This window comes from Hydrogenophaga sp., from assembly GCF_026125825.1.
Taxonomy (GTDB): domain Bacteria; phylum Pseudomonadota; class Gammaproteobacteria; order Burkholderiales; family Burkholderiaceae_C; genus Hydrogenophaga.
The window spans coordinates 15,198-37,499 of the sequence record NZ_JAHCKK010000006.1; the positions used below are offsets into that span (position 1 = coordinate 15,198).

The 22,302-nt window shown below is 67.7% G+C and carries 24 protein-coding genes; 20 read left to right on the forward strand and 4 right to left on the reverse strand.

All coding sequences use genetic code 11. The annotated features are described in order from the left end of the window. Positions 1 to 20: 20 nt before the first annotated feature. From KIT86_RS04255 to KIT86_RS04270, 4 genes are all read left to right on the forward strand, one after another. Positions 21 to 761, forward strand: coding sequence for a 1-acyl-sn-glycerol-3-phosphate acyltransferase (locus KIT86_RS04255; protein WP_297395443.1), 741 nt, complete (start codon positions 21 to 23; stop codon positions 759 to 761). Between the two features lie 8 nt (positions 762 to 769). Continuing rightward, positions 770 to 1,666 carry a M48 family metallopeptidase gene (locus tag KIT86_RS04260; RefSeq protein ID WP_297395315.1) on the forward strand — a complete coding sequence of 299 codons (897 nt, stop codon included), beginning with the start codon at positions 770 to 772 and terminating at the stop codon, positions 1,664 to 1,666. Between the two features lie 89 nt (positions 1,667 to 1,755). Next, positions 1,756 to 2,163, forward strand: coding sequence for a MerR family DNA-binding transcriptional regulator (locus tag KIT86_RS04265; RefSeq protein ID WP_297395318.1), 408 nt, complete (start codon positions 1,756 to 1,758; stop codon positions 2,161 to 2,163). A 60-nt stretch (positions 2,164 to 2,223) separates the two neighbouring features. Continuing rightward, positions 2,224 to 2,589, forward strand: coding sequence for a DUF1304 domain-containing protein (locus KIT86_RS04270; RefSeq protein WP_297395320.1), 366 nt, complete (start codon positions 2,224 to 2,226; stop codon positions 2,587 to 2,589). Here the strand turns inward: KIT86_RS04270 and KIT86_RS04275 are convergent, their stop codons facing one another. Next, complete coding sequence (locus tag KIT86_RS04275; protein WP_297395322.1) at positions 2,590 to 3,018, reverse strand: VOC family protein; 429 nt, start codon at positions 3,016 to 3,018, stop codon at positions 2,590 to 2,592. A gap of 68 nt (positions 3,019 to 3,086) precedes the next feature. Here KIT86_RS04275 and KIT86_RS04280 point away from each other — a divergent pair, with 68 nt between their 5' ends. Next, a complete protein-coding gene (locus tag KIT86_RS04280; protein ID WP_297395324.1) occupies positions 3,087 to 3,683 on the forward strand; it encodes a TetR/AcrR family transcriptional regulator in 597 nt (198 codons plus the stop codon). Here KIT86_RS04280 and KIT86_RS04285 read toward each other — a convergent pair. Beyond that, positions 3,663 to 4,277, reverse strand: coding sequence for a YigZ family protein (locus tag KIT86_RS04285; RefSeq protein ID WP_297395325.1), 615 nt, complete (start codon positions 4,275 to 4,277; stop codon positions 3,663 to 3,665). The two genes, KIT86_RS04280 and KIT86_RS04285, sit on opposite strands and share 21 nt — an antisense overlap. A gap of 109 nt (positions 4,278 to 4,386) precedes the next feature. Here KIT86_RS04285 and KIT86_RS04290 point away from each other — a divergent pair, with 109 nt between their 5' ends. The 8 genes from KIT86_RS04290 to KIT86_RS04325 all read left to right on the forward strand — a co-directional run bounded on the left by KIT86_RS04290 (position 4,387) and on the right by KIT86_RS04325 (position 12,775). After that, on the forward strand, positions 4,387 to 4,848 hold the full coding sequence (locus KIT86_RS04290; RefSeq protein ID WP_297395327.1) for a PaaI family thioesterase: 462 nt from the start codon (positions 4,387 to 4,389) through the stop codon (positions 4,846 to 4,848). A 34-nt stretch (positions 4,849 to 4,882) separates the two neighbouring features. Beyond that, the gene (locus tag KIT86_RS04295; protein WP_297395329.1) at positions 4,883 to 6,064 is read left to right on the forward strand and encodes an isovaleryl-CoA dehydrogenase; all 1,182 of its coding nucleotides are present in this window, start codon (positions 4,883 to 4,885) and stop codon (positions 6,062 to 6,064) included. Between the two features lie 34 nt (positions 6,065 to 6,098). Further along, positions 6,099 to 6,758, forward strand: a complete 660-nt coding sequence (gene can / locus KIT86_RS04300; protein WP_297395331.1) for a carbonate dehydratase — start codon at positions 6,099 to 6,101, stop codon at positions 6,756 to 6,758. Between the two features lie 63 nt (positions 6,759 to 6,821). Further along, positions 6,822 to 8,006: an acetyl-CoA C-acyltransferase gene (locus tag KIT86_RS04305; RefSeq protein WP_297395333.1), complete on the forward strand. Its 1,185-nt coding sequence runs from the start codon at positions 6,822 to 6,824 to the stop codon at positions 8,004 to 8,006. Positions 8,007 to 8,022: 16 nt separating this feature from the next. Further along, on the forward strand, positions 8,023 to 8,691 hold the full coding sequence (locus tag KIT86_RS04310; protein WP_297395335.1) for an SDR family oxidoreductase: 669 nt from the start codon (positions 8,023 to 8,025) through the stop codon (positions 8,689 to 8,691). Between the two features lie 23 nt (positions 8,692 to 8,714). After that, the gene (locus KIT86_RS04315) at positions 8,715 to 9,845 is read left to right on the forward strand and encodes an acyl-CoA dehydrogenase family protein (protein ID WP_297395337.1); all 1,131 of its coding nucleotides are present in this window, start codon (positions 8,715 to 8,717) and stop codon (positions 9,843 to 9,845) included. Positions 9,846 to 9,917: 72 nt separating this feature from the next. Continuing rightward, positions 9,918 to 11,309, forward strand: a complete 1,392-nt coding sequence (gene trkA, locus KIT86_RS04320) for a Trk system potassium transporter TrkA (protein ID WP_297395339.1) — start codon at positions 9,918 to 9,920, stop codon at positions 11,307 to 11,309. A 5-nt stretch (positions 11,310 to 11,314) separates the two neighbouring features. Then, positions 11,315 to 12,775, forward strand: a complete 1,461-nt coding sequence (locus KIT86_RS04325; RefSeq protein WP_297395341.1) for a TrkH family potassium uptake protein — start codon at positions 11,315 to 11,317, stop codon at positions 12,773 to 12,775. A 12-nt stretch (positions 12,776 to 12,787) separates the two neighbouring features. On the opposite strand, the gene KIT86_RS04330 is transcribed toward KIT86_RS04325, so the two are convergent. Further along, on the reverse strand, positions 12,788 to 13,492 hold the full coding sequence (locus KIT86_RS04330; protein ID WP_297395343.1) for a glutathione binding-like protein: 705 nt from the start codon (positions 13,490 to 13,492) through the stop codon (positions 12,788 to 12,790). A 92-nt stretch (positions 13,493 to 13,584) separates the two neighbouring features. On the opposite strand from KIT86_RS04330, the gene KIT86_RS04335 reads away from it, so the two are divergent. Both KIT86_RS04335 and KIT86_RS04340 read left to right on the forward strand, forming a co-directional pair. After that, positions 13,585 to 13,968 carry a YchJ family metal-binding protein gene (locus KIT86_RS04335; RefSeq protein ID WP_297395345.1) on the forward strand — a complete coding sequence of 128 codons (384 nt, stop codon included), beginning with the start codon at positions 13,585 to 13,587 and terminating at the stop codon, positions 13,966 to 13,968. Between the two features lie 111 nt (positions 13,969 to 14,079). Beyond that, on the forward strand, positions 14,080 to 14,742 hold the full coding sequence (locus tag KIT86_RS04340) for an HAD family phosphatase (protein ID WP_297395347.1): 663 nt from the start codon (positions 14,080 to 14,082) through the stop codon (positions 14,740 to 14,742). Here the strand turns inward: KIT86_RS04340 and KIT86_RS04345 are convergent. Beyond that, positions 14,671 to 15,735, reverse strand: a complete 1,065-nt coding sequence (locus tag KIT86_RS04345) for an AraC family transcriptional regulator (protein ID WP_297395349.1) — start codon at positions 15,733 to 15,735, stop codon at positions 14,671 to 14,673. The genes KIT86_RS04340 and KIT86_RS04345 overlap by 72 nt on opposite strands. 109 nt (positions 15,736 to 15,844) lie before the next feature. Between KIT86_RS04345 and KIT86_RS04350 the strand changes: the two genes are divergently transcribed. The 5 genes from KIT86_RS04350 to KIT86_RS04370 all read left to right on the forward strand — a co-directional run bounded on the left by KIT86_RS04350 (position 15,845) and on the right by KIT86_RS04370 (position 22,268). Further along, positions 15,845 to 17,467 (forward strand): carboxyl transferase domain-containing protein, encoded by a 1,623-nt coding sequence (locus tag KIT86_RS04350; protein WP_297395351.1) that lies wholly within the window; start codon positions 15,845 to 15,847, stop codon positions 17,465 to 17,467. Positions 17,468 to 17,597: 130 nt separating this feature from the next. Further along, positions 17,598 to 18,734, forward strand: a complete 1,137-nt coding sequence (locus KIT86_RS04355; RefSeq protein ID WP_297395353.1) for an acyl-CoA dehydrogenase family protein — start codon at positions 17,598 to 17,600, stop codon at positions 18,732 to 18,734. A gap of 78 nt (positions 18,735 to 18,812) precedes the next feature. Beyond that, complete coding sequence (locus tag KIT86_RS04360) at positions 18,813 to 19,604, forward strand: enoyl-CoA hydratase/isomerase family protein (protein WP_297395355.1); 792 nt, start codon at positions 18,813 to 18,815, stop codon at positions 19,602 to 19,604. Positions 19,605 to 19,620: 16 nt separating this feature from the next. Continuing rightward, on the forward strand, positions 19,621 to 20,241 hold the full coding sequence (locus tag KIT86_RS04365) for a DUF4126 domain-containing protein (protein WP_297395357.1): 621 nt from the start codon (positions 19,621 to 19,623) through the stop codon (positions 20,239 to 20,241). An 8-nt stretch (positions 20,242 to 20,249) separates the two neighbouring features. Further along, the gene (locus KIT86_RS04370; RefSeq protein WP_297395359.1) at positions 20,250 to 22,268 is read left to right on the forward strand and encodes an acetyl/propionyl/methylcrotonyl-CoA carboxylase subunit alpha; all 2,019 of its coding nucleotides are present in this window, start codon (positions 20,250 to 20,252) and stop codon (positions 22,266 to 22,268) included. Positions 22,269 to 22,302: the final 34 nt, after the last annotated feature.

Below are 22,302 nucleotides of genomic sequence, written 5' to 3' on the forward strand. Positions count from 1 at the left end.
TGATGGCCAACATGATCCTCATTCATCTGCTGCGCTCGGTCCTGCACACCTTGTTCATGGCCGTGACCGTGGTGCCCTGGGCCATCGCGGTGCTCATTGCCGCGCCCTTTCTCAACAGCACGCAGATCTACTGGATGTGCGCGGGCTGGCTCAAGCTGGCGGTGGCCAGCGGCCAGCTGATCCTGGGCATTCGCAATGAGGTCATTGGCTTCGAGAACCTGCCGGTGGGCAGCACTGCGCCAGCCGTGCTGCTGCTCAAGCACCAGTCCACCTGGGAGACCTTCTGCATGCCGGCGCTGATGCCGCACCCGCTGGCCTACGTGTTCAAGAAGGAATTGCTCTACGTGCCCTTCTTCGGCTGGGCCATGAGCCGCATGGACATGATCCACATCGACCGCAGCAAACGCGCTCAGGCCTTCAACAAGGTGGTCGAGCAAGGCCAGCGGCTGCTCAATCAGGGCACCTGGGTCATCATGTTCCCCGAGGGGACGCGCATCCCGCGCGGGCAGAAGGGCCAGTACAAGAGCGGCGGCACCCGGCTGGCCGTGGCCACGGGGGCGCCCGTGATCCCGATTGCGGTCACCTCGGCCAAGTGCTGGCCTCGCAAGGCTTTCATCAGGCGGCCGGGCACGGTGGAGTTTTCCATCGGCAAGCCCATCCCCAGCGAAGGCCGCGAGCCCGACGAGCTGATGCGCGAGGTCGAGGCCTGGATCGAGACGGAAATGCGACGTCTTGATCCTGAGGCCTACCGCAGCGCCTGAGCACCGCCATGCAGCGCTTCGTGCAACTGGCGCTCGACTTTCTCGGCGCGCCCCTGCCCGAGTCCCTGCGGCCCGCCGCGGCACCACCCCCGCCCGCAGTGGCCGCCCCGCCGGCCCTGCCGATGAACCAGGTGTTCCAGCCGGCGGCCTGGCACCATCCGCGCGCCAACCGCATGCTCCGCTTGGGCGCCTGCGAGGTGGCTTATGAATTCAAGCGTGGCAAGCGCCGCACCATCGGCCTGTCGGTCAGCACCGATGGATTGAGCGTGAGCGCGCCGCGCTGGACACCGGTGGGCGAGGTCGAGGCGCTGCTGCACGACAAGTCGGCCTGGGTGCTGGAGAAACTGCAGAGCGCCCGCCAGCGCGCTGGCGAGATGGAGCAGGCGCGCATCCGCTGGGCCGATGGCGTCGAGTTCGACTACCTCGGCGGGCGCATGCGACTGGTGCTCGATCCCACGCACACCTTCATGCAGGTGGGTGCGGTGTTCGAGCCTGCGAGCGATGCAGATGGCCTGGCGACGTTGCGCCTGGGGCTGTCGCGCAGCGCTCAGGAAGCGCAGATCCGCGATGCCGCGCAAGCGTGGTTGATGAAGCGGGCCAAGGCCCTGTTCACCGAGCGCTTGGACCACTTCGCCCCGCAACTCGGCGTGCGCTACAGCAAGCTGCGCCTGTCCAGTGCCGGCACGCGCTGGGGCAGCGCGAGCGCCGACGGCTCCATCCGGCTGAACTGGCGGCTGATCCACCTCAAGCTGGACATGATCGATTACGTCGTGGTGCACGAGCTCAGCCATCTGCACCACATGGACCACAGTCCCCAGTTCTGGGACGTGGTCGCGCGCGTGCTGCCCGATCATGCCCAGCGCCGCCGCGCGCTTCGCCAAGCGGCGGTTCCACTGGACGAATGACACCCTGGCGCGTGGAGCTCGCGGCAGGACGATTCCGTTAAGATCGCCGCCTGACGTTGACGTAAACGTCAATAACAGGGCACCCCCCCATGGCGACGAACCCGACCTACACCATCAGCGACCTGGCCCGCGAGTTCGACCTGACCACGCGCGCCATCCGCTTCTATGAAGACATGGGCCTGCTGCAACCGCAGCGCGAGGGCCCTGGGGGGCGCAATCGGGTCTACACCTCGCGCGACCGCACGCGCCTCAAGCTCACCTTGCGCGCCAAACGCCTGGGGCTCTCGCTGACCGAGGCCAAGGACATCATCGACATGTACGACAGCCCGCGCGACACCGGGCCGCAGTTGCGCAAGTTCCTCACCGTGCTGGCCGACCACCGCCGCCAACTCGAAGAGCAGATGGCCGACCTGGTGGCCAACCTCGACGAGGTGAAGACGCACGAGAAAGAAGCCCGCGCCTTGCTGGGCAAGATCGAAAAGAGCCCCAAGGCCTGACGGCCAGGGTAAGCTGCCGGCGTTCGCGGCCGTCGGGGCTGCGTCTTGAAAGGCTCTGCCATGTCCCTGCTCGCCAGCATCGTCGTTGCGCTCGTCGCGCTCCTGCACTTCTACTTTCTGGTGCTCGAGATGTTCCTGTGGGACAAGCCGGCCGGCATGCGGGCGTTCGGCCAGACGCCGCCATCGGCCGCCGCCACCAAGGTGCTGGCGGCCAACCAGGGGCTGTACAACGGCTTCCTCGCCGCCGGCCTGCTCTGGGGCCTTTGGCTCGGCCCCGATGGCTTTGGCGTCAAGGTGTTCTTCCTGTTGTGCGTGCTGATTGCCGGTCTCTACGGCGCGGTGACGGCAAGCCGCAAGATCCTGTTCGTGCAGGCGCTGCCCGCCGCGCTGGGGCTTGTGCTGGTCTGGCTGAGCCGCGCGAGCTGATCAGCTTGCGGCCGCACCCGCCGCGTACTGGCGCATGAATGCCTCGCTCGGCGGGATCGGTTGGATCACGTCGATCAGGACGCCGTCGGGGCCCTGCACGATGAAGTGGCGTTGGCCGAAGGCCTCGTCCCGCAGGGCGAGCAGCACGTTCAGACCCTGGGCGATCGCGCGCTGGTATTGCGCGTCGACGTCGGCCACCTCGAAGTTGAGCAGCACCCCCGAAGCCCGGCCACCCCGAGCGCTCACGGGGATGGTGGCGTGAGCGCCGTCGAGAATGGCGAGGTTGACCGTCGGGTCCTCGCTGGATTGCAGGTGCACATACCAATCGGCATCGAACAAACGCGTGAAGCGGAAATGGCTTTCGTAGAAGCGGGCCGTCTCGGCCACGCGGTCGGTCATGAGGACGGGGTAATACGAGGTGGATTTCATGGGGCACTCCAGTGATCAACATACATACAATATGCATGTAAGTTCAATATAACATACAGGCTGCATGTATGCAAAAGACCCTGTCCACCCCGCGCCGTTCCCAAGGGGAGCGCACCGACGCCACGCGCGCCGCTCTGGTGAGTGCGGCGCGCGCGCTGTTCGAGGCCCGGGGCTTTGCCGCCACGGGCACGCCCGAGATCGTCGCGGCGGCGAGCGTGACGCGCGGCGCGCTGTACCACCACTTCACAGACAAGACCGAGTTGTTCCACGCCGTGGCCCGCCAGGTGGCGCAGGAAGTGGCGGACGAGATCGCACGGCGTTCCCGTCGCCCTTCGACGCCGCTGGACGCGCTGCTGGCGGGGACCCAGGCCTATTTCGCGGCCATGGCCGAGGCCGGCCGTGCGCGCCTCTTGTTGTTGGAGGCACCCGCTGTCCTCTCAGCCGAGCAGGTGCTGGGGTTGAGCGACCTCGCCGGGTTCCAGGCCTTGCAGGAGGGCTTGCAGGCCGCCTTCACCGACGGGCCCGAGGCCTTGCCGTTGCGAGAACTCAGCGTGCTGCTTTCGGCAGCCTTCGACCGCGCGGCGCTGGCGATCGCACGGGGCGAACAGGCCGCGCCGTATGAGCAGGCGGTCCGTCTGTTGCTGTCAAGCCTCGTGCGGGCCTGAGGCTTCCGGGTCCCGCAGCCAGATGATGCGGCCTTGGCCAGCGTCGTTGAGGCGCGCCGTCAAGGCGCCGGCCTGGGCGTCGGGCACCTGCAGTGACACCGTCACGCCATCCCCGTGCGTCGCCTCGATCAGGCGGGCGCCATGCCCATCGAGTTCGCGGCGCAGCCACCCCTCCAGCGCGTAAGGCAGCACGCACCGCAGCGTGCGCCAGCGCACCACCGGCACCTTGTCCGCCTGCAGCAGTGCCCGCGCCACGCTGTCTGTGTAGGCGCGCACCAGGCCGCCTGCGCCCAGCGGCGTGCCGCCGTAGTAGCGAACCACGGTCGCAAGCACGCTCTCGAGGTCCTGGTGGCGCAGCACCTCCAGCATCGGCCGCCCGGCCGTGCCGCCGGGCTCCCCGTCGTCGTTGGCGGCAGAGTGGCCGCCGGCCATGAGTGCCCAGCACACGTGGGTGGCGCCCGGGTGCGCCGCGCGCAGGGCGGCGACCCGCTGCAACGCCGAGGCGCGGTCCGCCATCGGCTCCACGCAGCCGATGAAGCGGCTCTTCTTGATCTCGCTTTCGCTGTGGACTGGGGCGCAGAGGGTGTAAGGCATGGGGCGTCGAGCATAGCCCCGCGGTTGCACCCGCTTGCGCACGCGAAATTGACGTTTACGTAAACGTCAACGTAGAATCGCGGTTCACTGCCCGTTGCGAGACACCCCCTTGACCGCCCCCACCTTCGAGCCGCGCCACGCGGGTTTTGACCAACGCACCCGGGAGAGCTTTGCGCGCCAGGCCGCCATGCGCACCCTGGGCGCGACGCTGGCGGCGGTGGCGCCGGGCCGGGTGGAGATCACCTTGCCTTGGGCCGAGCCGCTGACGCAGCAGCACGGTTTTCTGCACGCAGGCATGGTGGCGACCGCGCTGGACTCCGCCTGCGGCTATGCCGGCTTCACGCTGATGGCGGCAGACGCCGCGGTGCTCACGATCGAATTCAAGATCAACCTGCTCGCCCCCGCGCAGGGTGAAAGCTTCCGCATGGTGGGCACGGTGATCAAGCCAGGGCGCACCGTCACCGTCTGCGAAGGCCACGCCTATGCCGTCGAGGCCGGGCAAGAGAAGCTGATCGCCACCATGGGCTGCACCCTCATGGCAGTGGTCGGCCGCGACAATATTCAGGGCTGAGCCCCTTTCCACCAAACCCCCCACGGAGACCCGCATGAACAACCTGCCTGGCCTGAACTTCCAGCTTGGAGAAGACATCGACGCACTGCGCGACGCGGTGCGCGATTTCGCACAGGCCGAGATCGCGCCGCGCGCCGCCGAGATCGACCGCGCCGACCAGTTCCCCATGGATGTGTGGCGCAAGATGGGCGACCTGGGCGTGCTCGGCATCACGGTGGGGGAGGAGTACGGCGGCGCCAACATGGGCTACCTGGCCCACATGATCGCCATGGAGGAGATCTCGCGCGCCTCGGCCAGTGTGGGCCTCTCCTACGGTGCGCACAGCAACCTCTGCGTGAACCAGATCAAGCGCAACGGCAACGATGCCCAACGCCAGAAATACCTGCCCAAGCTCATCAGCGGCGAACACGTCGGCGCCCTGGCCATGAGCGAACCCGGTGCGGGTTCGGACGTGATCAGCATGAAGCTCAAGGCCGAAGACAAGGGCGGCTATTACCTGCTCAACGGCAGCAAGATGTGGATCACCAACGGTCCTGACGCCGACACCATGGTGGTCTACGCCAAGACCGAGCCCGAGATGGGTGCGCGCGGAGTGACCGCCTTCATCGTCGAGAAGGGCATGAAGGGCTTCTCCACCGCGCAAAAGCTGGACAAGCTCGGCATGCGCGGCAGCCACACCGGTGAGATGGTGTTCAACAACGTCGAGGTGCCGGCCGACAACATCCTGGGCGGCCTGAACAACGGCGCCAAGGTGCTCATGAGCGGGCTCGACTACGAACGCGCCGTGCTCACCGGTGGGCCGCTGGGCATCATGCAGGCCGTCATGGACAACGTGGTGCCCTACATCCACGACCGCAAGCAGTTCGGCCAGAGCATCGGCGAGTTCCAGCTCATCCAGGGCAAGGTCGCCGACATGTACACCGTGCTGCAGGCCGGCCGCTCGTTTGCCTACACCGTGGCCAAGAACCTGGACATGCTGGGCACGGAGCACGTGCGCCAGGTGCGCAAGGACTGCGCCTCCGTCATCCTCTGGTGCGCGGAGAAAGCGACGTGGATGGCCGGCGAGGGCATCCAGATCTACGGTGGCAACGGCTACATCAACGAGTACCCTCTGGGCCGCCTGTGGCGCGATGCCAAGCTGTACGAAATCGGTGCGGGCACCAGCGAAATCCGCCGCATGCTGATCGGCCGCGAACTGTTCGCCGAGACGATGTGAGCGCCGCCGCTCCCTTGAGCAGACAATCCGACGTATGAGCAACGATCTTCAACACCTTCTCGAACACAACCGCCGCTGGGCCGCCCAGGTCGAGGCCGAACGGCCCGGCTTCTTCACCAAGCTGTCGCAACAGCAGAGCCCGCGTTACATGTGGATCGGCTGCTCCGACAGCCGAGTGCCGGCCAACCAGATTACCGGCCTGGACCCGGGCGAAGTCTTCGTGCACCGCAACGTGGCCAATGTGGTGGTTCCCACCGACCTGAACTGCCTGTCGACCGTGCAGTACGCGGTCGACGTGCTCAAGGTCGAGCACCTCATGGTCGTGGGCCACTACGGCTGCGGTGGCGTGCTCGCCGCGCTGCGCGACACGCGCGTGGGCCTGGCCGACAACTGGTTGCGCCACATCAAAGACGTGCGCGACCGCCACTCGGCGCTGCTCGCGGGGCTCGCCGAGAACCATCGGCACGATGCGCTGTGCGAACTCAATGCCATCGAGCAGGTCGTCAACGTGGCGCAGACCACCGTGGTGCAGGACGCCTGGACCCGGGGTCAGCCGCTCGCGTTGCACGGCTGGGTCTATGGCCTCAAGGACGGCCTCGTGCAGGACCTGCTGGTGACCGTGCGCGGCAATCCCGACCTCGACTCGGTCTACCTTCGCGCCATCGAAGGCGTGGCGGTGCGGCCGCGCGACTGAACTCAACGGGGCCGGATGTGCTGGCCCCCTCCCTCTCTCATTGATCAACCTGGAGTTTTCACCATGTCCGCAGATCCCATCGTCATCGTCGGTGCCGCGCGCACCCCCATGGGCGCCTTCCAGAGCGACTTCGCCAGCCTGTCAGCGCACGACCTCGGTGGCGCGGCGATCCAGGCGGCGGTGCAGCGTGCCGGGGTGGACCCGGCCCGGGTGGATGAAGTGCTGTTCGGCAACTGCCTGATGGCCGGCCAGGGCCAGGCGCCCGCGCGCCAGGCCGCGTTCAAGGGTGGCCTGCCGAAGTCGGCCGGCGCCGTCACGCTCTCCAAGATGTGCGGTTCGGGCATGAAGGCCACCATGCTTGCCCACGACATGCTCGCCGCCGGCAGCGCCACGGTGATGGTCGCCGGGGGCATGGAGAGCATGACCAACGCCCCCTATCTGCTGCAGAAGGGCCGTGGCGGTTACCGCATGGGCCACGACAAGGTGTACGACCACATGATGCTCGACGGCCTCGAAGACGCCTACGAACCCGGTCGCTCCATGGGCACCTTTGGCGAGGACTGTGCCGCCAAGTACAGCTTCACCCGCGAGCAGCAGGACGCGTTCGCGATCGCATCGGTCACGCGCGCCAAGGCCGCCACCGACAGCGGGGCCTTCGCTGCCGAGATCACGCCGGTCACGGTGAAGGACCGCAGCGGCGAACGCATCGTGTCCACCGATGAAGGTCCAGGCAAGGTCAAGCTCGACAAGATCCCCGCCCTCAAGCCCGCCTTCAAGAAGGACGGCACGATCACCGCCGCCTCCAGCTCGTCCATCAATGACGGCGCTGCCGCGCTGGTGCTGATGCGCGAGTCCACCGCGAAGCAACTCGGTGCAAAGCCGCTGGCGCGCATCGTGGCCCATGCCACACACGCGCAGGAGCCGAACTGGTTTGCCACCGCCCCGGTCGGCGCCACGCAGAAGCTGCTGGAGAAGACCGGCTGGCAGGTCGGCGACGTGGACCTCTGGGAAATCAACGAAGCCTTCGCCGTGGTGCCGATGGCGCTCATGGCCGAATTGAAGATTCCGCACGAGAAGGTCAACGTCAACGGCGGCGCCTGCGCCCTGGGCCACCCCATCGGCGCCAGCGGCGCGCGCATCCTGGTCACGCTGCTGCACGCGCTCCAGGCCCGTGGCGGCAAGAAGGGCGTGGCCACGCTGTGCATTGGCGGTGGCGAAGCCACGGCCATGGCGATCGAACTGGCCTGACGCCCGGCGCACCACCATGCTCACCGTGCTGGTGATCGGGGCGTCTCGCGGCATCGGCCTGGAGATCGCGCGCCAGTACCTGGAGGCGGGTGAGCGCGTGATCGCCACCGCCCGCGACGAGGCCGGCCTGGATCGCCTGCGCGAGCTTGGCGCCGAACCGTTGCGCGTGGACGTGGCCGACCCCGCCAGCGTGAGCGGCCTGGCCTGGTCGCTCGATGGCGAGGAACTCGACCTGGCCCTGTATGTCGCTGGCGTGCTCGACCCCCACGATGCCAAGACACCGCCCACGCGCGAGGCCTTCGACCGCGTGATGCACGCCAACGTGCTCGGCCTGATGCAGGCCCTGCCCCAGGTGATGCCCGCCGTCGAAGCGGCGGGCGGGGTGTTCGCGGCTTTCTCCAGCGAGATGAGCCAGGTGGGCCTGGTGGACGGCAGCGACGCCTGGCTCTACCGCGTGAGCAAGGCGGCGGTGAACATGGCCGTGGCGAGCGCCCGGCACAGTTACCCCGGGGCCACCTGCGTGGCGTTGGACCCGGGCTGGGTACAGACCGACATGGGCGGACGTTCCGCACCGCTGTCGGTGCAGCGCAGTGTGGCCGGCCTGCGCGAGGCGCTGGCCTCGCTCCGTCCCGAAGACAACGGCCGCCTCATTCATCACGATGGCCGGCGCGCCACCAGCTGGTAACCCCTTTTCCGAAAGACGCTTGCATGCCGCTCAACCAAGACCAACTCATGATCCGCGACGCGGTGCGCAGCTTTGCCCAGGAGCAACTCTGGCCGAACGCGGCGAAATGGGACAAGGAGCACCACTTTCCGAAAGACGTGCACCAGGGCCTGGCCGAGCTGGGCGCGTATGGCATCTGCGTGCCCGAGGCGCTGGGCGGCGCCGGGCTGGACTATGTGACGCTGGCCGTGGTGCTGGAAGAAATCGCGGCCGGCGACGGCGGCACCAGCACCGCAATCTCGGTCACCAACTGCCCGGTCAATGCCATCCTGATGCGGTATGGCAATGCCCGGCAGCAAGAAAAGTGGCTGCGCCCGCTGGCCGCCGGCCAGATGCTGGGCGTGTTCTGCCTGACCGAGCCGCATGTGGGCAGTGACGCCTCGGCCCTGCGCACGACGGCGGTCAAGCAGGGCGGCGACTATGTGATCCAGGGCGTCAAGCAGTTCATCACCAGCGGCAAAAATGGCCACCTCGCCATCGTGATCGCGGTCACCGACAAGGGCGCGGGCAAGAAAGGCATGAGCGCCTTCCTGGTGCCCACCGACACGCCGGGGTATGTGGTGGCGCGGCTGGAGGACAAGCTGGGCCAGCACAGCAGCGACACCGCGCAGATCAATTTTGAGAACTGCCGGGTGCCGGCCGAAAACCTGATTGGCGCGGAAGGCGAGGGCTACAAGATCGCGCTGTCGGCGCTGGAGGGCGGGCGCATCGGCATCGCGGCGCAAAGCGTGGGCATGGCCCGCAGTGCGTTTGAGTGCGCGCTCACCTATTCGAAACAGCGGGAGAGTTTTGGCCAGCCCATCTTCAACCACCAGGCGGTGGGGTTCAGGCTGGCCGAGATGGCCACCCAGATCGAGGTGGCGCGTGCCATGGTGCACCATGCGGCGGCCCTGCGCGACGCGGGTGAGCCCTGCCTGAAGGAGGCCGCCATGGCCAAGCTGTTCGCCAGCGAGATGGCCGAGAAAGTGTGCTCGGACGCCATCCAGGTCCACGGCGGCTACGGCTACGTGAGCGATTTCCCGGTGGAGCGCATCTACCGGGATGTGCGGGTGTGCCAGATCTACGAAGGCACCTCGGACGTGCAGAAGATCCTCATTCAGCGGGCGTTGGCCTGATTTTTCGACGGCAGGCGTCGCCGTCTGCTGCGGGGCGCGCCGAGGCTGCGCCGGGGGGTACATTCCACCACCATGAACATCATCATCCTGGGTGCAGGGCGCGTCGGCGAAAGCGTCGCGGAAAGCCTGGTCTCCGAGCAAAACGACATCACCGTGATCGACATGGACCCGGCCCGCCTTCGCGCGCTGGAGGAGCGGCTGGACCTGCGCGGTGTGGTCGGCAACGGCATCCAGCCCTCCGTGCTGCGCGAAGCCGGGGCGCAGGACACCGACATGCTCATCGCCTGCGCCGCGCACGACGAAACCAACCTCGTGGTCTGCAAGGTGGCGCACGACGTGTTCAACGTGCCTAGCACCATCGCCCGCCTGCGCTCCCCGGAATTCACCGAAGGCGACGAACTGCTGGGCAAGAGCGGCTTCGCGGTGGACCACGTGATCTGTCCCGAGGAATCGGTGATGCGCTACATCCACCAGCTCATCAGCTACCCCGAAGCCCTGCAGGTGCTCGAATTCGCCGACGGCCGTGCCAGCCTGATCGCGGTTCGTGCGACCCACGGCGGAGCCCTGGTGGGCCACACCATCGGTGAAATCCGCGAACGCTTCCCCCATGCCGAGATGCGCGTGGTCGCAATCTACCGACTCGACACGGAAATGGAAGCGACACCCCGGACTCGCATTCTTGCGGGCGATGAGGTATTCGTGTTGGCCGACACGCAGAAGATCCGCCAGGTGCTGAGCGCGGTCCACAACATCGACAACCCCGTGCGACGGCTCATGATCACCGGAGGCGGCAAGGTGGGCCTGCGTCTGGCGCGCAGTCTGGCGGGCCAGTGCGAAGTCAAGATCATCGAGCGCGACCTCAAGCGCTGTGAATACCTTGCCAGCCAGCTGCCATCGAGCATGCTGGTGCTCCAGGGCGATGGTGCCGATGAGGAGTTGCTGCTGGACGAGAACGTGGGCGAGATGGACATGTTCCTCGCGCTCACCAGCGATGACGAGGACAACATCATGTCTGCCATGCTGGCCAAGCGGCTGGGCGCGGGGCGCGTGCTCTCGCTGATCAACCGCCGCGCCTACGCCGACATGATGCAGGGCAGCACCATCGACATCGCCATCTCGCCCTCGCAGACCGTCATCGGCGAGCTGCTCACGCACCTTCGGCGGGGCGACGTGGCCGTTGTGCACAGCTTGCGCAGGGGGGCGGCCGAGGCGCTGGAGGGCATTGCGCGCGGGGACGTCAAGACCAGCAAGCTGGTCGGCCGCAAGGTCGAAGAGATCAAGCTGCCAAAAGGCACCCGCATCGGCGCCATCGTGCGCGGCGAGGGCCGCAAGTCCGAGGTGCTGATGCCTCACCACGACACGGTGATCGAAACCGACGACCACATCATCATCTTCATTCCGAACAAGCGCCTGGTTCGCGAGGTCGAGAAACTGTTTCAGGTGAGTGCCACCTTTTTTGGTTGACTCCCATGTACAGCCTGCTGCCGGTCCTCGCCGTCTTCTCTCGCATTCTGCTGGCGTTCGCGCCGGCTTTCCTGGTGCCGCTGGCCTGGGCCTGGTTTCTCGATGCCCGGCACCATGCGCTGGTGTGGGCCTACGGCTTTGCCTTCACCACCTTTTGCGGCGCGGCCTTGTGGCAATTCACGCGCAAACATCGCCGCGAGCTTCAGGCCAAGGATGGTTTCCTGCTGGTCAACCTCGTTTGGACCTTGCTGCCCGCGTTCGCTGCGGCACCGCTGATGTTCACCGTGCCGGGCATCGATTGGGCCAAGGCCTATTTCGAGGCCATGAGCGCACTCACCGCGACAGGTGCAACAGCGCTCGCGGGCCTGGACGACCTGCCCGTGTCCGTCAATGTATGGCGGTGTTTCCTGCAACTGCTTGGCGGCCTGGGCATCATGCTGCTGGTGGTGGCCATACTGCCGTTGCTCGGCCTGGGTGGTGTGCAGCTCTATCGAGCGGAGACTCCCGGGCCCATGAAGGACGCCAAGTTCACGCCACGCATCGCCGAAACCGCGCGCGGCCTCTGGGGCGTCTACGTGCTGTTCTCCGTGGCCTGCATGCTCGCCTACCGCTGGGCTGGCATGAGTTGGGCCGATGCCTTCATGCACATGTGCACCACCATGGGGCTGGGCGGGTTCTCCTCCCACGATGCGAGTTTCGGGTACTGGGACTCCCACACCATCGAGGCCGTGGCGACCGTGTTCATGGCGCTGGCCGGTGTGAGCTTCATGCGCTACTTCATCGTGCTGCGACACCGGACGCTGCGACCGATCATCAACGACCGGGAGATCCGCACCTATGTGGCCGTTCTGGCCGTGTCCATCGTCGTGGTCGCCACGTTGCTGGTGGCGCACGACACGGTGGACGATTTTCCGGAGGCGCTGCGCACGGCTGCGTTCCATGTGGTTTCGGTGGCCACCACCACGGGCTATGCGTCGACCGACTATGCGCAGTGGCCTGTATTCGTTCCGGTGCTGCTGATGTTCCTGGGCTGCTTCGTGTCCTGCGCCGGCTCCACGGGGGGTGGCATCAAGCTGGTTCGCATGGTGCTGCTGATCAAGCAGGCGCGGCGGGAGCTGGTGCGAATCATCCACCCCCGCGTCGTCAACCCCGTGACGCTGGGGGGCGCCGTCATGCCCACCTCGGTGATGACGGCCGTGCTGGGCTACATGCTGATTTACGGCGCAGCCACCATGGGCCTGACCATGGTGCTGCTGTTCACGGGCCTGGACATCGTCACGGCGTTCTCTGCGGTGGTGGCCACCGTGAACAACATCGGCCCGGGTCTCGGCGATGTCGGGCCTGCGAGCAATTTCGGTGTGCTCAACACCACGCAAGTCTGGGTGCTGTCTTTCGCGATGCTGCTCGGTCGCCTGGAGTTGCTCACGGTGCTGGTGCTGTTCACCGGTCACTTCTGGCGCAAGTGACCGGCGGGCGCGTCAACCGCGCGCCGGGATGTTCAGGCCACGCTGCACCGCCGGGCGCTTTTCGAACGATTCGAGCACCCGCCTGAGGTTGGGGAAGTCCGCAAAGCCCACGATCTCGCCCGCACCGTAGAAGCCGACCAGGTTGCGCACCCAGGGCCAGGTGGCGATGTCGGCGATGGTGTACGCGTCGCCCATCAGCCACGCACGGCCTTCCAGGCGCTCATTCAACACCTTCAACAGGCGCTTGCTCTCGTTCACGTAGCGGTCGCGCGGGCGCTTGTCCTCGTAGTCCTTGCCGGCGAACTTGTGGAAGAAGCCGAGCTGGCCAAACATCGGGCCCACGCCGCCCATCTGAAACATCAACCATTGCAGGGTCTCGTACTTGGCCGCCACGTCGTCCGGCAGGAAGCGCCCGGTCTTGCCGGCCAGGTAGACCAGGATGGCGCCGGACTCCCACAGCGCCAGGGGCCGGCCGCCCGGCCCGTTCGGGTCGAGGATGGCCGGGATCTTGTTGTTCGGGTTGAGCGACAGAAAGGCCGACGACATCTGGTCGTTGGTCTCGAAGCTCACCAGGTGCGGCTCGTAGGGCAGGCCAGTCTCCTCCAGCATGATGGACACCTTCACGCCATTGGGCGTGGGCAGCGAGTACAGCTGCAGGCGGTCGGGATGGGCGGCGGGCCATTTCTGGGTGATGGGGAAGGTGTCGAGCGTGCTCATGGAAGGTCCTTGAAGTCGAAGACAAGAGGCGCCATTGGAACACCCGCCTGCCATGCCCCCATCCTTGCAAGGGGATCGATAATCGGCTTGCCATGCCCACGACCCAAGACCCCTGTCCCTGCGGCCTCGGCCCGGCTTTCCCGGACTGCTGCGGCCGCTACATCGGCGCTGGCCGCCCCGCGCCCGACGCCGAGGCGCTCATGCGCTCGCGCTACACCGCCTTCGTGCGGGGCGACGCGGCGCACCTGCTCGCCACCTGGCACGCCAGCCAGCGGCCAGCCTCGCTCGACCTGGGCGACGGGGTGAAGTGGCTCGGGCTCGAAGTGAGGCGCCATGCGCCCCTCGACGACACCCATGCCGAGGTCGAGTTCGTGGCGCGCTCGCGCGTGCAGGGGCGCGGCCAGCGCCTGCACGAGCGCAGCCGCTTCGTGCGGGAGAATGGCCAGTGGTTTTATGTCGATGGAGAGATCAAGTGATGCGCCGAGTGATGCAGCGTCCACCGCAGACATCCCGGCTCCGGCTTCGCCGGTCCGGCATGCCGCCCCCCTGCAGGGAGGCGGCGCCGAAGGCGACGCGGGGGAGATGCCATGTTTGACGCGGTGCTCTTTGATTGCGACGGCGTGCTCGTCGACAGCGAGCCCATCACCAACGGCGTGCTGCGCGAGGTGCTCAACGAGAGCGGCTGGCCGCTGACCCAGGCCGAATGCATGGACATCTTCATCGGCAAGGCGGTGCGCGACGAGCGCGCGCGCATCGAGGCCGAGACCGGCAAGCCGTTCACCGAGGAATGGCTGCAGGCTTTCTACGCACGCCGCAACGTGCGCCTGCTGGCCGAACTCCAGGCGGTGCAAGGGGCGGCAGAGGCGGTGACGGCGGCGCACCGCCACGTCGCCGGCCGCATCGCCTGCGCTTCGGGCGCCGACCGGCCCAAGGTGGTGATGCAGCTCGATCTCGTGGGCATGCTGCCCTTGTTCGGCGAGCGCGTCTTCAGTGGCCACGACCAGCCGCGCTCCAAGCCCGCACCCGATGTCTACCTGGCCGCCGCCGCGCACCTGGGCGTGGACCCGGCTCGCTGCCTGGTGGTGGAAGACACGGCCACAGGCGCCCAGGCCGGACTGGCGGCGGGTGCCACCGTGTGGGGCTACTGCCCCCAAGGGCACGGGCGGGCGTTCGAGGGCCTACCGGTGGCGCGTGTGTTCGGCCACATGGACGAGTTGCGCGAGCTGTTCACCGCGCCACTCGCCCGGTGAGCGCCCGGTCCAGCCGCGAAACGCGCGGATGAAGCTCTTCTCGTTGTGAAACCCGCAGGCCTGCGCCACCTGCTTGATGGGGCGTTGCGTGCGCAGCAGCAGTTCGGTGGCGCGCTGGCGCCGCACCTCGTCCTTCAAGGCCTGAAGTGAGGCGCCTTCGTCCTTGAGCTGCCGGTGCAAGGTGCGTGCGGAGACGTTGAGCAATGCCGCCAGATCGTCGGCGTTGTGGGCGTCCAGCGGCTGGGCCGCCAGCACCTGGCGCACGCGCTGCACCAGCAGCCGGTCGCGCCGGTAGGAGCGCACGGTGAGTGGCAGGGCGCGCTGCAGGAGCTGGTTCATGGCGGCCTCGTCGCGCCGCACGGGCAGGGCCAGGTAGCGCGCATCGAAGGTGATGGCAGCCTCGTCCGCGCCGAAGGTGGCCGGGCCGTCGAACAGCACGGCGTAGGCGTCCAGGTGGGGCGGCGGCGCGTAGGGAAACTGCGCGCCCTGCAGCGGAATGCGCGAATCCACATACCAGCTGGCCAGGCCGTGGATGTTGCGCAGCACCGAGACCACGCAGAACTCGGTGAGCGGCCCCGGGTGGCGGTGCGGGCGCAACACGAGGCGCCCGCGCTCGCCCACGGTCTCCAGCGAAAGGGAGACGTCGTCGGTGATCAACCCATGGTGGCGGCACCAGCGCTTGAGCGCCATGCCCAGCGAGGGCGCCGAAAGCGAGGCGCGTGCCAGCATGCCGTAGCTGCCCCAGGGCAGCGGCCGGCGAAAGCAGCCCAGGCCCTCGTCGTCGAGTTCGCGCATGGCCGCCTCCGAGACCAGCTCCATCTGCGCAGCGGTGATTCGGGCGTGCGGCTGATCGACTTCCCGTGGCGGAATTTGTGCCACTTCCAGCGCCCGCGCAGGGTCCAGGCCCCGGGCGCGGTAGGCCGCCACCATGGCCCTGACGAAAGCCATGGGGGTCAATGCTGGGCCGAGGGAGGGGTCGAAGGCGGGAGGCATGCCGCCAGTTTCGCCTGGCTTGGCGTCATTTGCAACCTGTGTGGCAACCTGGACCCCGTTCGCCTGTCTATCCTCCACAATGCCTCGAAACACCACAACGGATGCCGCCATGCCGATCCTGGAGACCCAACTCAACGCCCGATCCGCCGACTTCCAGGCCAACGCCCAGGCCATGCAGGTGGTGGTCGACGACCTCAAAGCCCAGATCGCCAAGGCCACCCTCGGCGGTGGTGAAGCCGCCCGCGCCAAACACACGGCGCGCGGCAAGCTGTTGCCGCGCGACCGCGTGCAGATGCTGCTCGACCCCGGCACGCCTTTTCTGGAGCTCAGCCCGCTGGCGGCGCTGAACATGTACCCCGACCGCGACGGCACCGACAGCGCCCCTTGCGCCGGGGTGATCACGGGCATCGGCCGCGTGAGCGGGGTGGACTGCCTGATCGTCTGCAACGACGCCACCGTCAAAGGCGGCACCTATTACCCGATGACGGTGAAGAAACACCTGCGGGCGCAGGAGGTGGCGATGCAGAACAACCTGATCTGCATCTACCTCGTGGACTCGGGTGGCGCCAACCTGCCGAACCAGGACGACGTGTTCCCCGACCGGGAGCACTTCGGGCGCATCTTCTACAACCAGGCCAACATGAGCGCCAACGGCATCGCGCAGATCGCGGTCGTCATGGGCTCGTGCACAGCCGGCGGCGCCTACGTGCCCGCCATGAGCGACGAGACCATCATCGTCAAGAACCAGGGCACCATCTTCCTGGGTGGCCCGCCGCTGGTGAAGGCCGCCATTGGCGAGATCGTGAGCGCCGAGGACCTGGGCGGCGGCGACGTGCACACGCGCCTCTCGGGCGTGGCCGACCACCTGGCGCAGAACGACGCGCATGCGCTGGCGCTGGCGCGCCAGGCCGTGGCCACGCTCAACCGCCGCAAAGTCGTCACGCAGGCCCTTCGCGAGCCGCGAGCGCCCTTGTACGACCCTAAGGAAATCTACGGCGTGATCCCGGTCGACACGCGCAAGCCCTACGACGTGCGCGAGATCATTGCCCGCGTGGTCGATGGCAGCGAGTTCCACGAGTTCAAGGCCCGCTACGGCGCCACGCTGGTCTGCGGCTTCGCACACATCGAGGGCATGCCGATCGGCATCGTCGCCAACAACGGCGTGCTGTTCTCCGAGAGCGCGCAGAAAGGCGCGCACTTCATCGAGCTGTGCTGCCAGCGCAAGGTGCCCCTGCTGTTCCTGCAGAACATCACCGGCTTCATGGTGGGCCGCAAGTACGAGAGCGAGGGCATCGCGCGCCACGGCGCCAAGATGGTCACGGCCGTGGCCACGGCGCAGGTGCCCAAGTTCACCATCATCATCGGCGGCAGCTACGGCGCCGGCAACTACGGCATGTGCGGCCGCGCCTACAGCCCGCGCTTTCTCTGGATGTGGCCCAACGCGCGCATCAGCGTCATGGGCGGCGAACAGGCCGCCAGCGTGCTGGCGACGGTGCGGCGCGACGGCATCGAGGCCAAAGGCGGCAGCTGGAGCGCCGAGGAAGAAGCGAAGTTCAAGCAGCCGCTGCTCGACCAGTTCGCGCACCAGTCGCACCCCTACTACGCCAGCGCGCGGCTCTGGGACGACGGCGTGATCGATCCGGCCGACACGCGCCGCGTGCTCGGACTGGCCCTTTCGGCCACCCTCAACACGCCCATCGGCGAGCCGAAGTTCGGCGTCTTCCGGATGTGAGCATGAACACCCCCCGCGTCGCCTTCGGCGCCACCCCCCTGAAGGGGGGCAACACCTGCGGCCCGGCGAAGCCGGTACCGCGGTGTTTCTGGAGCGGGATGGGCGCACCCAAATGCCCTCAGGAGCCTCTATGACCAGGACCATCTACGACAACCCCGACCACGAACTGCTGCGCGACCAGGTCGCGCGCTTTCTCGAACGGGAGGTGGAGCCGCACGCAGCGGCCTGGGAAGAGACCGGCATGGTGCCGCGCGACGTGCTGCGCCGCATGGGCCAGGCCGGCCTGCTGGGCCTGATGTTCGAGGGTGAACACGGCGGCGGCGATGCCGATGCGCTGACCAACCTGGTGTTTGCCGAAGCCCTGTCGCAATCCACCTACGCCGGCTTCGTGATCACCGTGCTGGTGCACACCGACATGGCCGGCCCGCACCTGCACCACGCCGGCAGCGCAGCGCAGAAGGCCAAGTACCTGAAGAAGGTCACGGCGGGCGAGATGATCACCGCCGTGGGCATCACCGAACCCGGCGCGGGTTCGGACGTGGCGGGCATCCGCACCACCGCGCGCAAGGAAGGCCGCGAATGGGTGCTCAACGGCACCAAGATGTTCATCACCAATGGCGTGCACGCCGACCTGTACTTCGTTGCCGCCAAGACCGGCACCGCGCGCCACGACGTGACCATGTTCATCGTCGAGAAGGGCACGCCCGGTTTCAGCGTGGGCCGGGCGCTCAAGAAGACCGGCTGGCTCTCGAGCGACACGGCCGAACTGATCTTCGACAACGTCCGCATACCAGAAGAAAACCTGCTGGGCGAACAGGGCAAGGGCTTCTACTCGGTCATGAAGAACTTCCAGACCGAGCGCATCGCCCTGGCGGCCATGGCCGTCGGCCACTGCACGCAGGCCCTGAAGCTCACGCTGGACTACGTGCGCCAGCGCCAGGCCTTCGGCGCCACGCTGTGGGACAAGCAGACCATCCGCCAGCGCCTGTCGATGCTGGACGCCAAGACGCGCGCGGCGCGCCAGCTCATGTACCACTGCGCCTGGAGCGTGACCCAGGGCCACGACATCGTGCAGGAAGTCTCCATGCTCAAGGCGCTCACCGGCGAGCTGGTCAACGAGGTGGTGCAGACCTGCCAGCAGTTCCACGGCGGCATGGGCTTCATCCGCGAGACCGCGATCGAGCGCCTCTGGCGCGACGCGCGGGTGCTCGCCATCGGCGGCGGCGCGACCGAAGTGATGCTGGAAGAAGTGGCCAAGCGATATTGAACACCCCTGCCGCGCGGCAGACCGGTTCCGCGGTGTCCCTGGTGGGGTGGGCGGGACAGACTTGAATGAGGAGCAGCAATGAGTGAAGTCCTGGACGTTTCCCGCCCCACGCCGCACGTGGCCAAGGTGTGGCTCAACCGCCCCGACGTGCGCAACGCCTTCAACGACGACGTGATTGCCGCGCTGACCGCGACCTTCACCGAGCTGGCGAAAGACCGGGCTCTGCGCGTGGTGGTGCTTGGCGCACACGGCAAAGCCTTCTGCGCCGGTGCCGACCTGAACTGGATGAAGGCCATGGCCGCCTACAGCTGGGACCAGAACCGCGCCGACGCGCAGCAGCTGGCCAACATGCTGTGGACACTCGACCAGTGCCCGGTGCCGGTGGTCGGCCGCATCCAGGGCGACTGCTATGCCGGTGGCATGGGGCTGGCGGCCATCTGCGACGTGCTGGTGGCGGTGGAGGGCGCGACCTTCTGCCTGTCCGAAGCGCGCCTGGGCCTGTTGCCCGCCACCATCAGCCCCTACGTGACGCGCGCGCTGGGGGTGCAGGCCTCGCGCCGCTACATGGTCACCGCCGAGCGCTTCAGCGCTGTGCGTGCGCACGCGCTGGGCATGGTGCACGAACTTGCCACCCCGCAGACGCTGGACGCCAAGGTGGACGAGATCGTCGCCACGCTGGTCGCCAATGGCCCCAAGGCCACGCGCGAGTGCAAGCGACTGGTGCGCGACGTGAGCGGCCAGCCCATCACCGAAGTGCTGCGCAGCGAAACCGCGCGCCGCATTGCCGATGTGCGTGCCAGCGACGAGGGCCGCGAAGGCCTGCAGTCCTTCCTGCAGAAGCGCCCGCCGGGCTGGCTGCCCGCGGCCTGACCCGGGGCGCAAGACCATGGCCGACTGGTTCCACACCCTGGGCACGCCCGAGCTGCTCGCGCTCGCGGGTGCGCTCGGCTGGGCCAGCGGCTTTCGGCTGTACGCCGTGGTGTTCATCGTCGGCCTGGCCGGCGCCATGGGCTGGATGCCGCTGCCCTCCGGCCTGCAGGCGCTCCAGCATCCCGTGCTGCTGGGCACGGCCGGCTTCATGCTCTTCGTCGAGTTCTTCGCCGACAAGATCCCGGTGGTCGATTCGCTCTGGGACATGGTCCACAGCGTGGTGCGCATTCCGGCCGGCGCGGCACTCGCCGCGGGCGTGTTCGGTGCCGACAGCGGTACCGTCGCGCTGGCCGCGGCGCTGATGGGCGGCACGCTCGCCGCCACCAGCCAGGCCGCCAAGACCACCACGCGCGCGGCCATCAACAGCTCGCCCGAACCGTTCTCCAACCTCGGCATGAGCCTGGTCGAGGACGGCCTCGTGGTCGGCGCGGTCTGGCTCGCCACGAGCCACCCGCTGGTCTTCGTGGTCCTGCTCGCGATCACCGTCGTGCTGATGTGGATCGCCACCTGGATGCTCTTTCAGTTCCTGCGCGCGGTGTTCCGCCGCGTGCGCTCCTTCTTCACCGCCACCGCCTAGGAAGTTCCATGTTCCACAAGATCCTGATTGCCAACCGGGGCGAGATCGCCTGCCGCGTCGCTGCCACCGCACGCCGCCTGGGCGTGAAGACCGTTGCCGTCTACTCCGACGCCGATGCGCGCGCCAAGCACGTGGCGGCCTGCGACGAGGCGGTGCACATCGGCGGCTCCGCGCCCAAGGAGAGCTACCTGCAGTGGGAGCGCATCATCGCGGCGGCGCAGGCCACGGGCGCGCAGGCCATCCACCCGGGTTACGGCTTCCTGAGCGAAAACGAAGCCTTTGCGAACGCCTGCGTGAAGGCTGGTCTGGTCTTCATCGGCCCGCCGTCGTCGGCCATCGAAGCCATGGGCCTGAAGGCCGAATCCAAACGCCTGATGGAAAAGGCGGGCGTGCCGCTGGTGCCTGGCTACCACGGCGCCGACCAGGACCCGGCCTTGCTGCAGCGCGAGGCCGACCGCATCGGCTACCCAGCGCTCATCAAGGCCAGCGCAGGCGGCGGCGGCAAGGGCATGCGCGTGGTGGAGAAAAGCGAGGACTTCGCCGCCGCGCTCGCCAGCTGCCAGCGCGAGGCGCGCAACAGCTTCGGCAGCGATGCGGTGCTCATCGAAAAGTACGTGCAGCGCCCGCGTCACATCGAGATCCAGGTGTTTGGCGACACGCAGGGCGATTGTGTCTACCTGTTCGAGCGCGACTGCTCGGTGCAGCGGCGCCACCAGAAGGTGCTGGAAGAAGCGCCCGCGCCCGGCATGACGCCCGAGCTGCGCGCGCAGATGGGCGCAGCGGCCGTGGCGGCGGCCAAGGCGGTGAACTACGTGGGCGCGGGCACGGTGGAGTTCATCGTCGAACAGCCCGAGGGCTACGGCCGCCCCGAGGCCATGCGCTTCTATTTCATGGAGATGAACACCCGGCTGCAGGTGGAGCACCCGGTCACCGAAGCCATCACCGGCCTGGACCTGGTGGAGTGGCAGCTGCGCGTGGCCAGCGGCGAGCCGCTGCCGTTGAAGCAGGAAGACCTGCGCATCCACGGCCATGCGATCGAGGCGCGCATCTGCGCTGAAACGCCGGACAACAACTTCCTGCCCGCCACCGGCACGCTCACCGTCTACCGCAAGCCGGCCTGCACCAGCTTTGAACGCGGCGCGGTGCGCGTGGACGACGGCGTGCGCGAAGGCGACACCATCAGCCCGTTCTACGACTCCATGGTCGCCAAGCTCATCGTGCACGGCGCGACGAGGGACGAGGCGCTGTCGCGGCTGGATGCCGCGCTGGCCGAGACGCGCATCGTGGGCCTCTCGACCAACGTGCAGTTCCTGCGCCATGTGGTCACCAGCCGCGCGTTCGCCCAGGCCGAGCTGGACACCGCGCTGATCCCGCGCGAGGCCGCCGCGCTGTTTCACCAGGACAAGGTGGGGCTGCCGCTGGCGGTGGCCGCCGCCGTGGCGCAGACCCTGCTGGCCGAGCGCGCGAGCGAGGCAGCCGACCCGTTCTCGCGCCGCGACGGCTGGCGCCCGCACGGCATCACCGTGCGCCGCTTCGATTTCGAGTACCACGGCGAGCGCCTGCTGGCCCACCTGAGCTACCTGCACGACGGCGCGCTCCAACTCGCCGTTGGCGAGGTGGACGCCACCCTGGACTTCGTGGCGTTGCCGGCCGATACCGGCACCCGCATGGACTTGCGCTTCAACGGCCAGCGCCAGACGGTGCAGACCTGGCAGGTGGACGAGAACGTGCACGTGTTCTGCGCCCTGGGGGCCACCCAGATTGTGGAGATCGACGCGCTGGCCCATGCGGGCGAGGCCGCGGCCGAGGGAGGCCGCCTCACCGCGCCCATGCCGGGCAAGGTGGTGTCGTTCACGGTCAAGGCTGGCGACGTGGTGACCAAGGGCCAGGCGCTGGCCGTGATGGAGGCGATGAAGATGGAGCACACCATCGCCGCGCCGGCCGACGGCACGGTCGCCGAGCTGCTTTACGCGCCGGGCGACCAGGTCAACGAAGGCGCCGAACTGCTCAAGCTCTCGGTGGGCTGACGGCGCGCCGCGCGAGAGCCGCGTAAGCTCGCTG

What these genes read in the sequence shown, in the direction of transcription:
- KIT86_RS04260 (WP_297395315.1), top strand. Translation starts at nt 770, where the DNA reads ATGCAGCGCTTCGTGCAACTGGCGCTCGACTTTCTCGGCGCGCCCCTG.
- KIT86_RS04265 (WP_297395318.1), top strand. Translation starts at nt 1,756, where the DNA reads ATGGCGACGAACCCGACCTACACCATCAGCGACCTGGCCCGCGAGTTC.
- KIT86_RS04270 (WP_297395320.1), top strand. Translation starts at nt 2,224, where the DNA reads ATGTCCCTGCTCGCCAGCATCGTCGTTGCGCTCGTCGCGCTCCTGCAC.
- KIT86_RS04275 (WP_297395322.1), bottom strand. Translation starts at nt 3,018, where the DNA reads ATGAAATCCACCTCGTATTACCCCGTCCTCATGACCGACCGCGTGGCC.
- KIT86_RS04280 (WP_297395324.1), top strand. Translation starts at nt 3,087, where the DNA reads ATGCAAAAGACCCTGTCCACCCCGCGCCGTTCCCAAGGGGAGCGCACC.
- KIT86_RS04285 (WP_297395325.1), bottom strand. Translation starts at nt 4,277, where the DNA reads ATGCCTTACACCCTCTGCGCCCCAGTCCACAGCGAAAGCGAGATCAAG.
- KIT86_RS04295 (WP_297395329.1), top strand. Translation starts at nt 4,883, where the DNA reads ATGAACAACCTGCCTGGCCTGAACTTCCAGCTTGGAGAAGACATCGAC.
- can (WP_297395331.1), top strand. Translation starts at nt 6,099, where the DNA reads ATGAGCAACGATCTTCAACACCTTCTCGAACACAACCGCCGCTGGGCC.
- KIT86_RS04305 (WP_297395333.1), top strand. Translation starts at nt 6,822, where the DNA reads ATGTCCGCAGATCCCATCGTCATCGTCGGTGCCGCGCGCACCCCCATG.
- KIT86_RS04310 (WP_297395335.1), top strand. Translation starts at nt 8,023, where the DNA reads ATGCTCACCGTGCTGGTGATCGGGGCGTCTCGCGGCATCGGCCTGGAG.
- KIT86_RS04315 (WP_297395337.1), top strand. Translation starts at nt 8,715, where the DNA reads ATGCCGCTCAACCAAGACCAACTCATGATCCGCGACGCGGTGCGCAGC.
- trkA (WP_297395339.1), top strand. Translation starts at nt 9,918, where the DNA reads ATGAACATCATCATCCTGGGTGCAGGGCGCGTCGGCGAAAGCGTCGCG.
- KIT86_RS04325 (WP_297395341.1), top strand. Translation starts at nt 11,315, where the DNA reads ATGTACAGCCTGCTGCCGGTCCTCGCCGTCTTCTCTCGCATTCTGCTG.
- KIT86_RS04330 (WP_297395343.1), bottom strand. Translation starts at nt 13,492, where the DNA reads ATGAGCACGCTCGACACCTTCCCCATCACCCAGAAATGGCCCGCCGCC.
- KIT86_RS04335 (WP_297395345.1), top strand. Translation starts at nt 13,585, where the DNA reads ATGCCCACGACCCAAGACCCCTGTCCCTGCGGCCTCGGCCCGGCTTTC.
- KIT86_RS04340 (WP_297395347.1), top strand. Translation starts at nt 14,080, where the DNA reads ATGTTTGACGCGGTGCTCTTTGATTGCGACGGCGTGCTCGTCGACAGC.
- KIT86_RS04345 (WP_297395349.1), bottom strand. Translation starts at nt 15,735, where the DNA reads ATGCCTCCCGCCTTCGACCCCTCCCTCGGCCCAGCATTGACCCCCATG.
- KIT86_RS04350 (WP_297395351.1), top strand. Translation starts at nt 15,845, where the DNA reads ATGCCGATCCTGGAGACCCAACTCAACGCCCGATCCGCCGACTTCCAG.
- KIT86_RS04355 (WP_297395353.1), top strand. Translation starts at nt 17,598, where the DNA reads ATGACCAGGACCATCTACGACAACCCCGACCACGAACTGCTGCGCGAC.
- KIT86_RS04360 (WP_297395355.1), top strand. Translation starts at nt 18,813, where the DNA reads ATGAGTGAAGTCCTGGACGTTTCCCGCCCCACGCCGCACGTGGCCAAG.
- KIT86_RS04365 (WP_297395357.1), top strand. Translation starts at nt 19,621, where the DNA reads ATGGCCGACTGGTTCCACACCCTGGGCACGCCCGAGCTGCTCGCGCTC.
- KIT86_RS04370 (WP_297395359.1), top strand. Translation starts at nt 20,250, where the DNA reads ATGTTCCACAAGATCCTGATTGCCAACCGGGGCGAGATCGCCTGCCGC.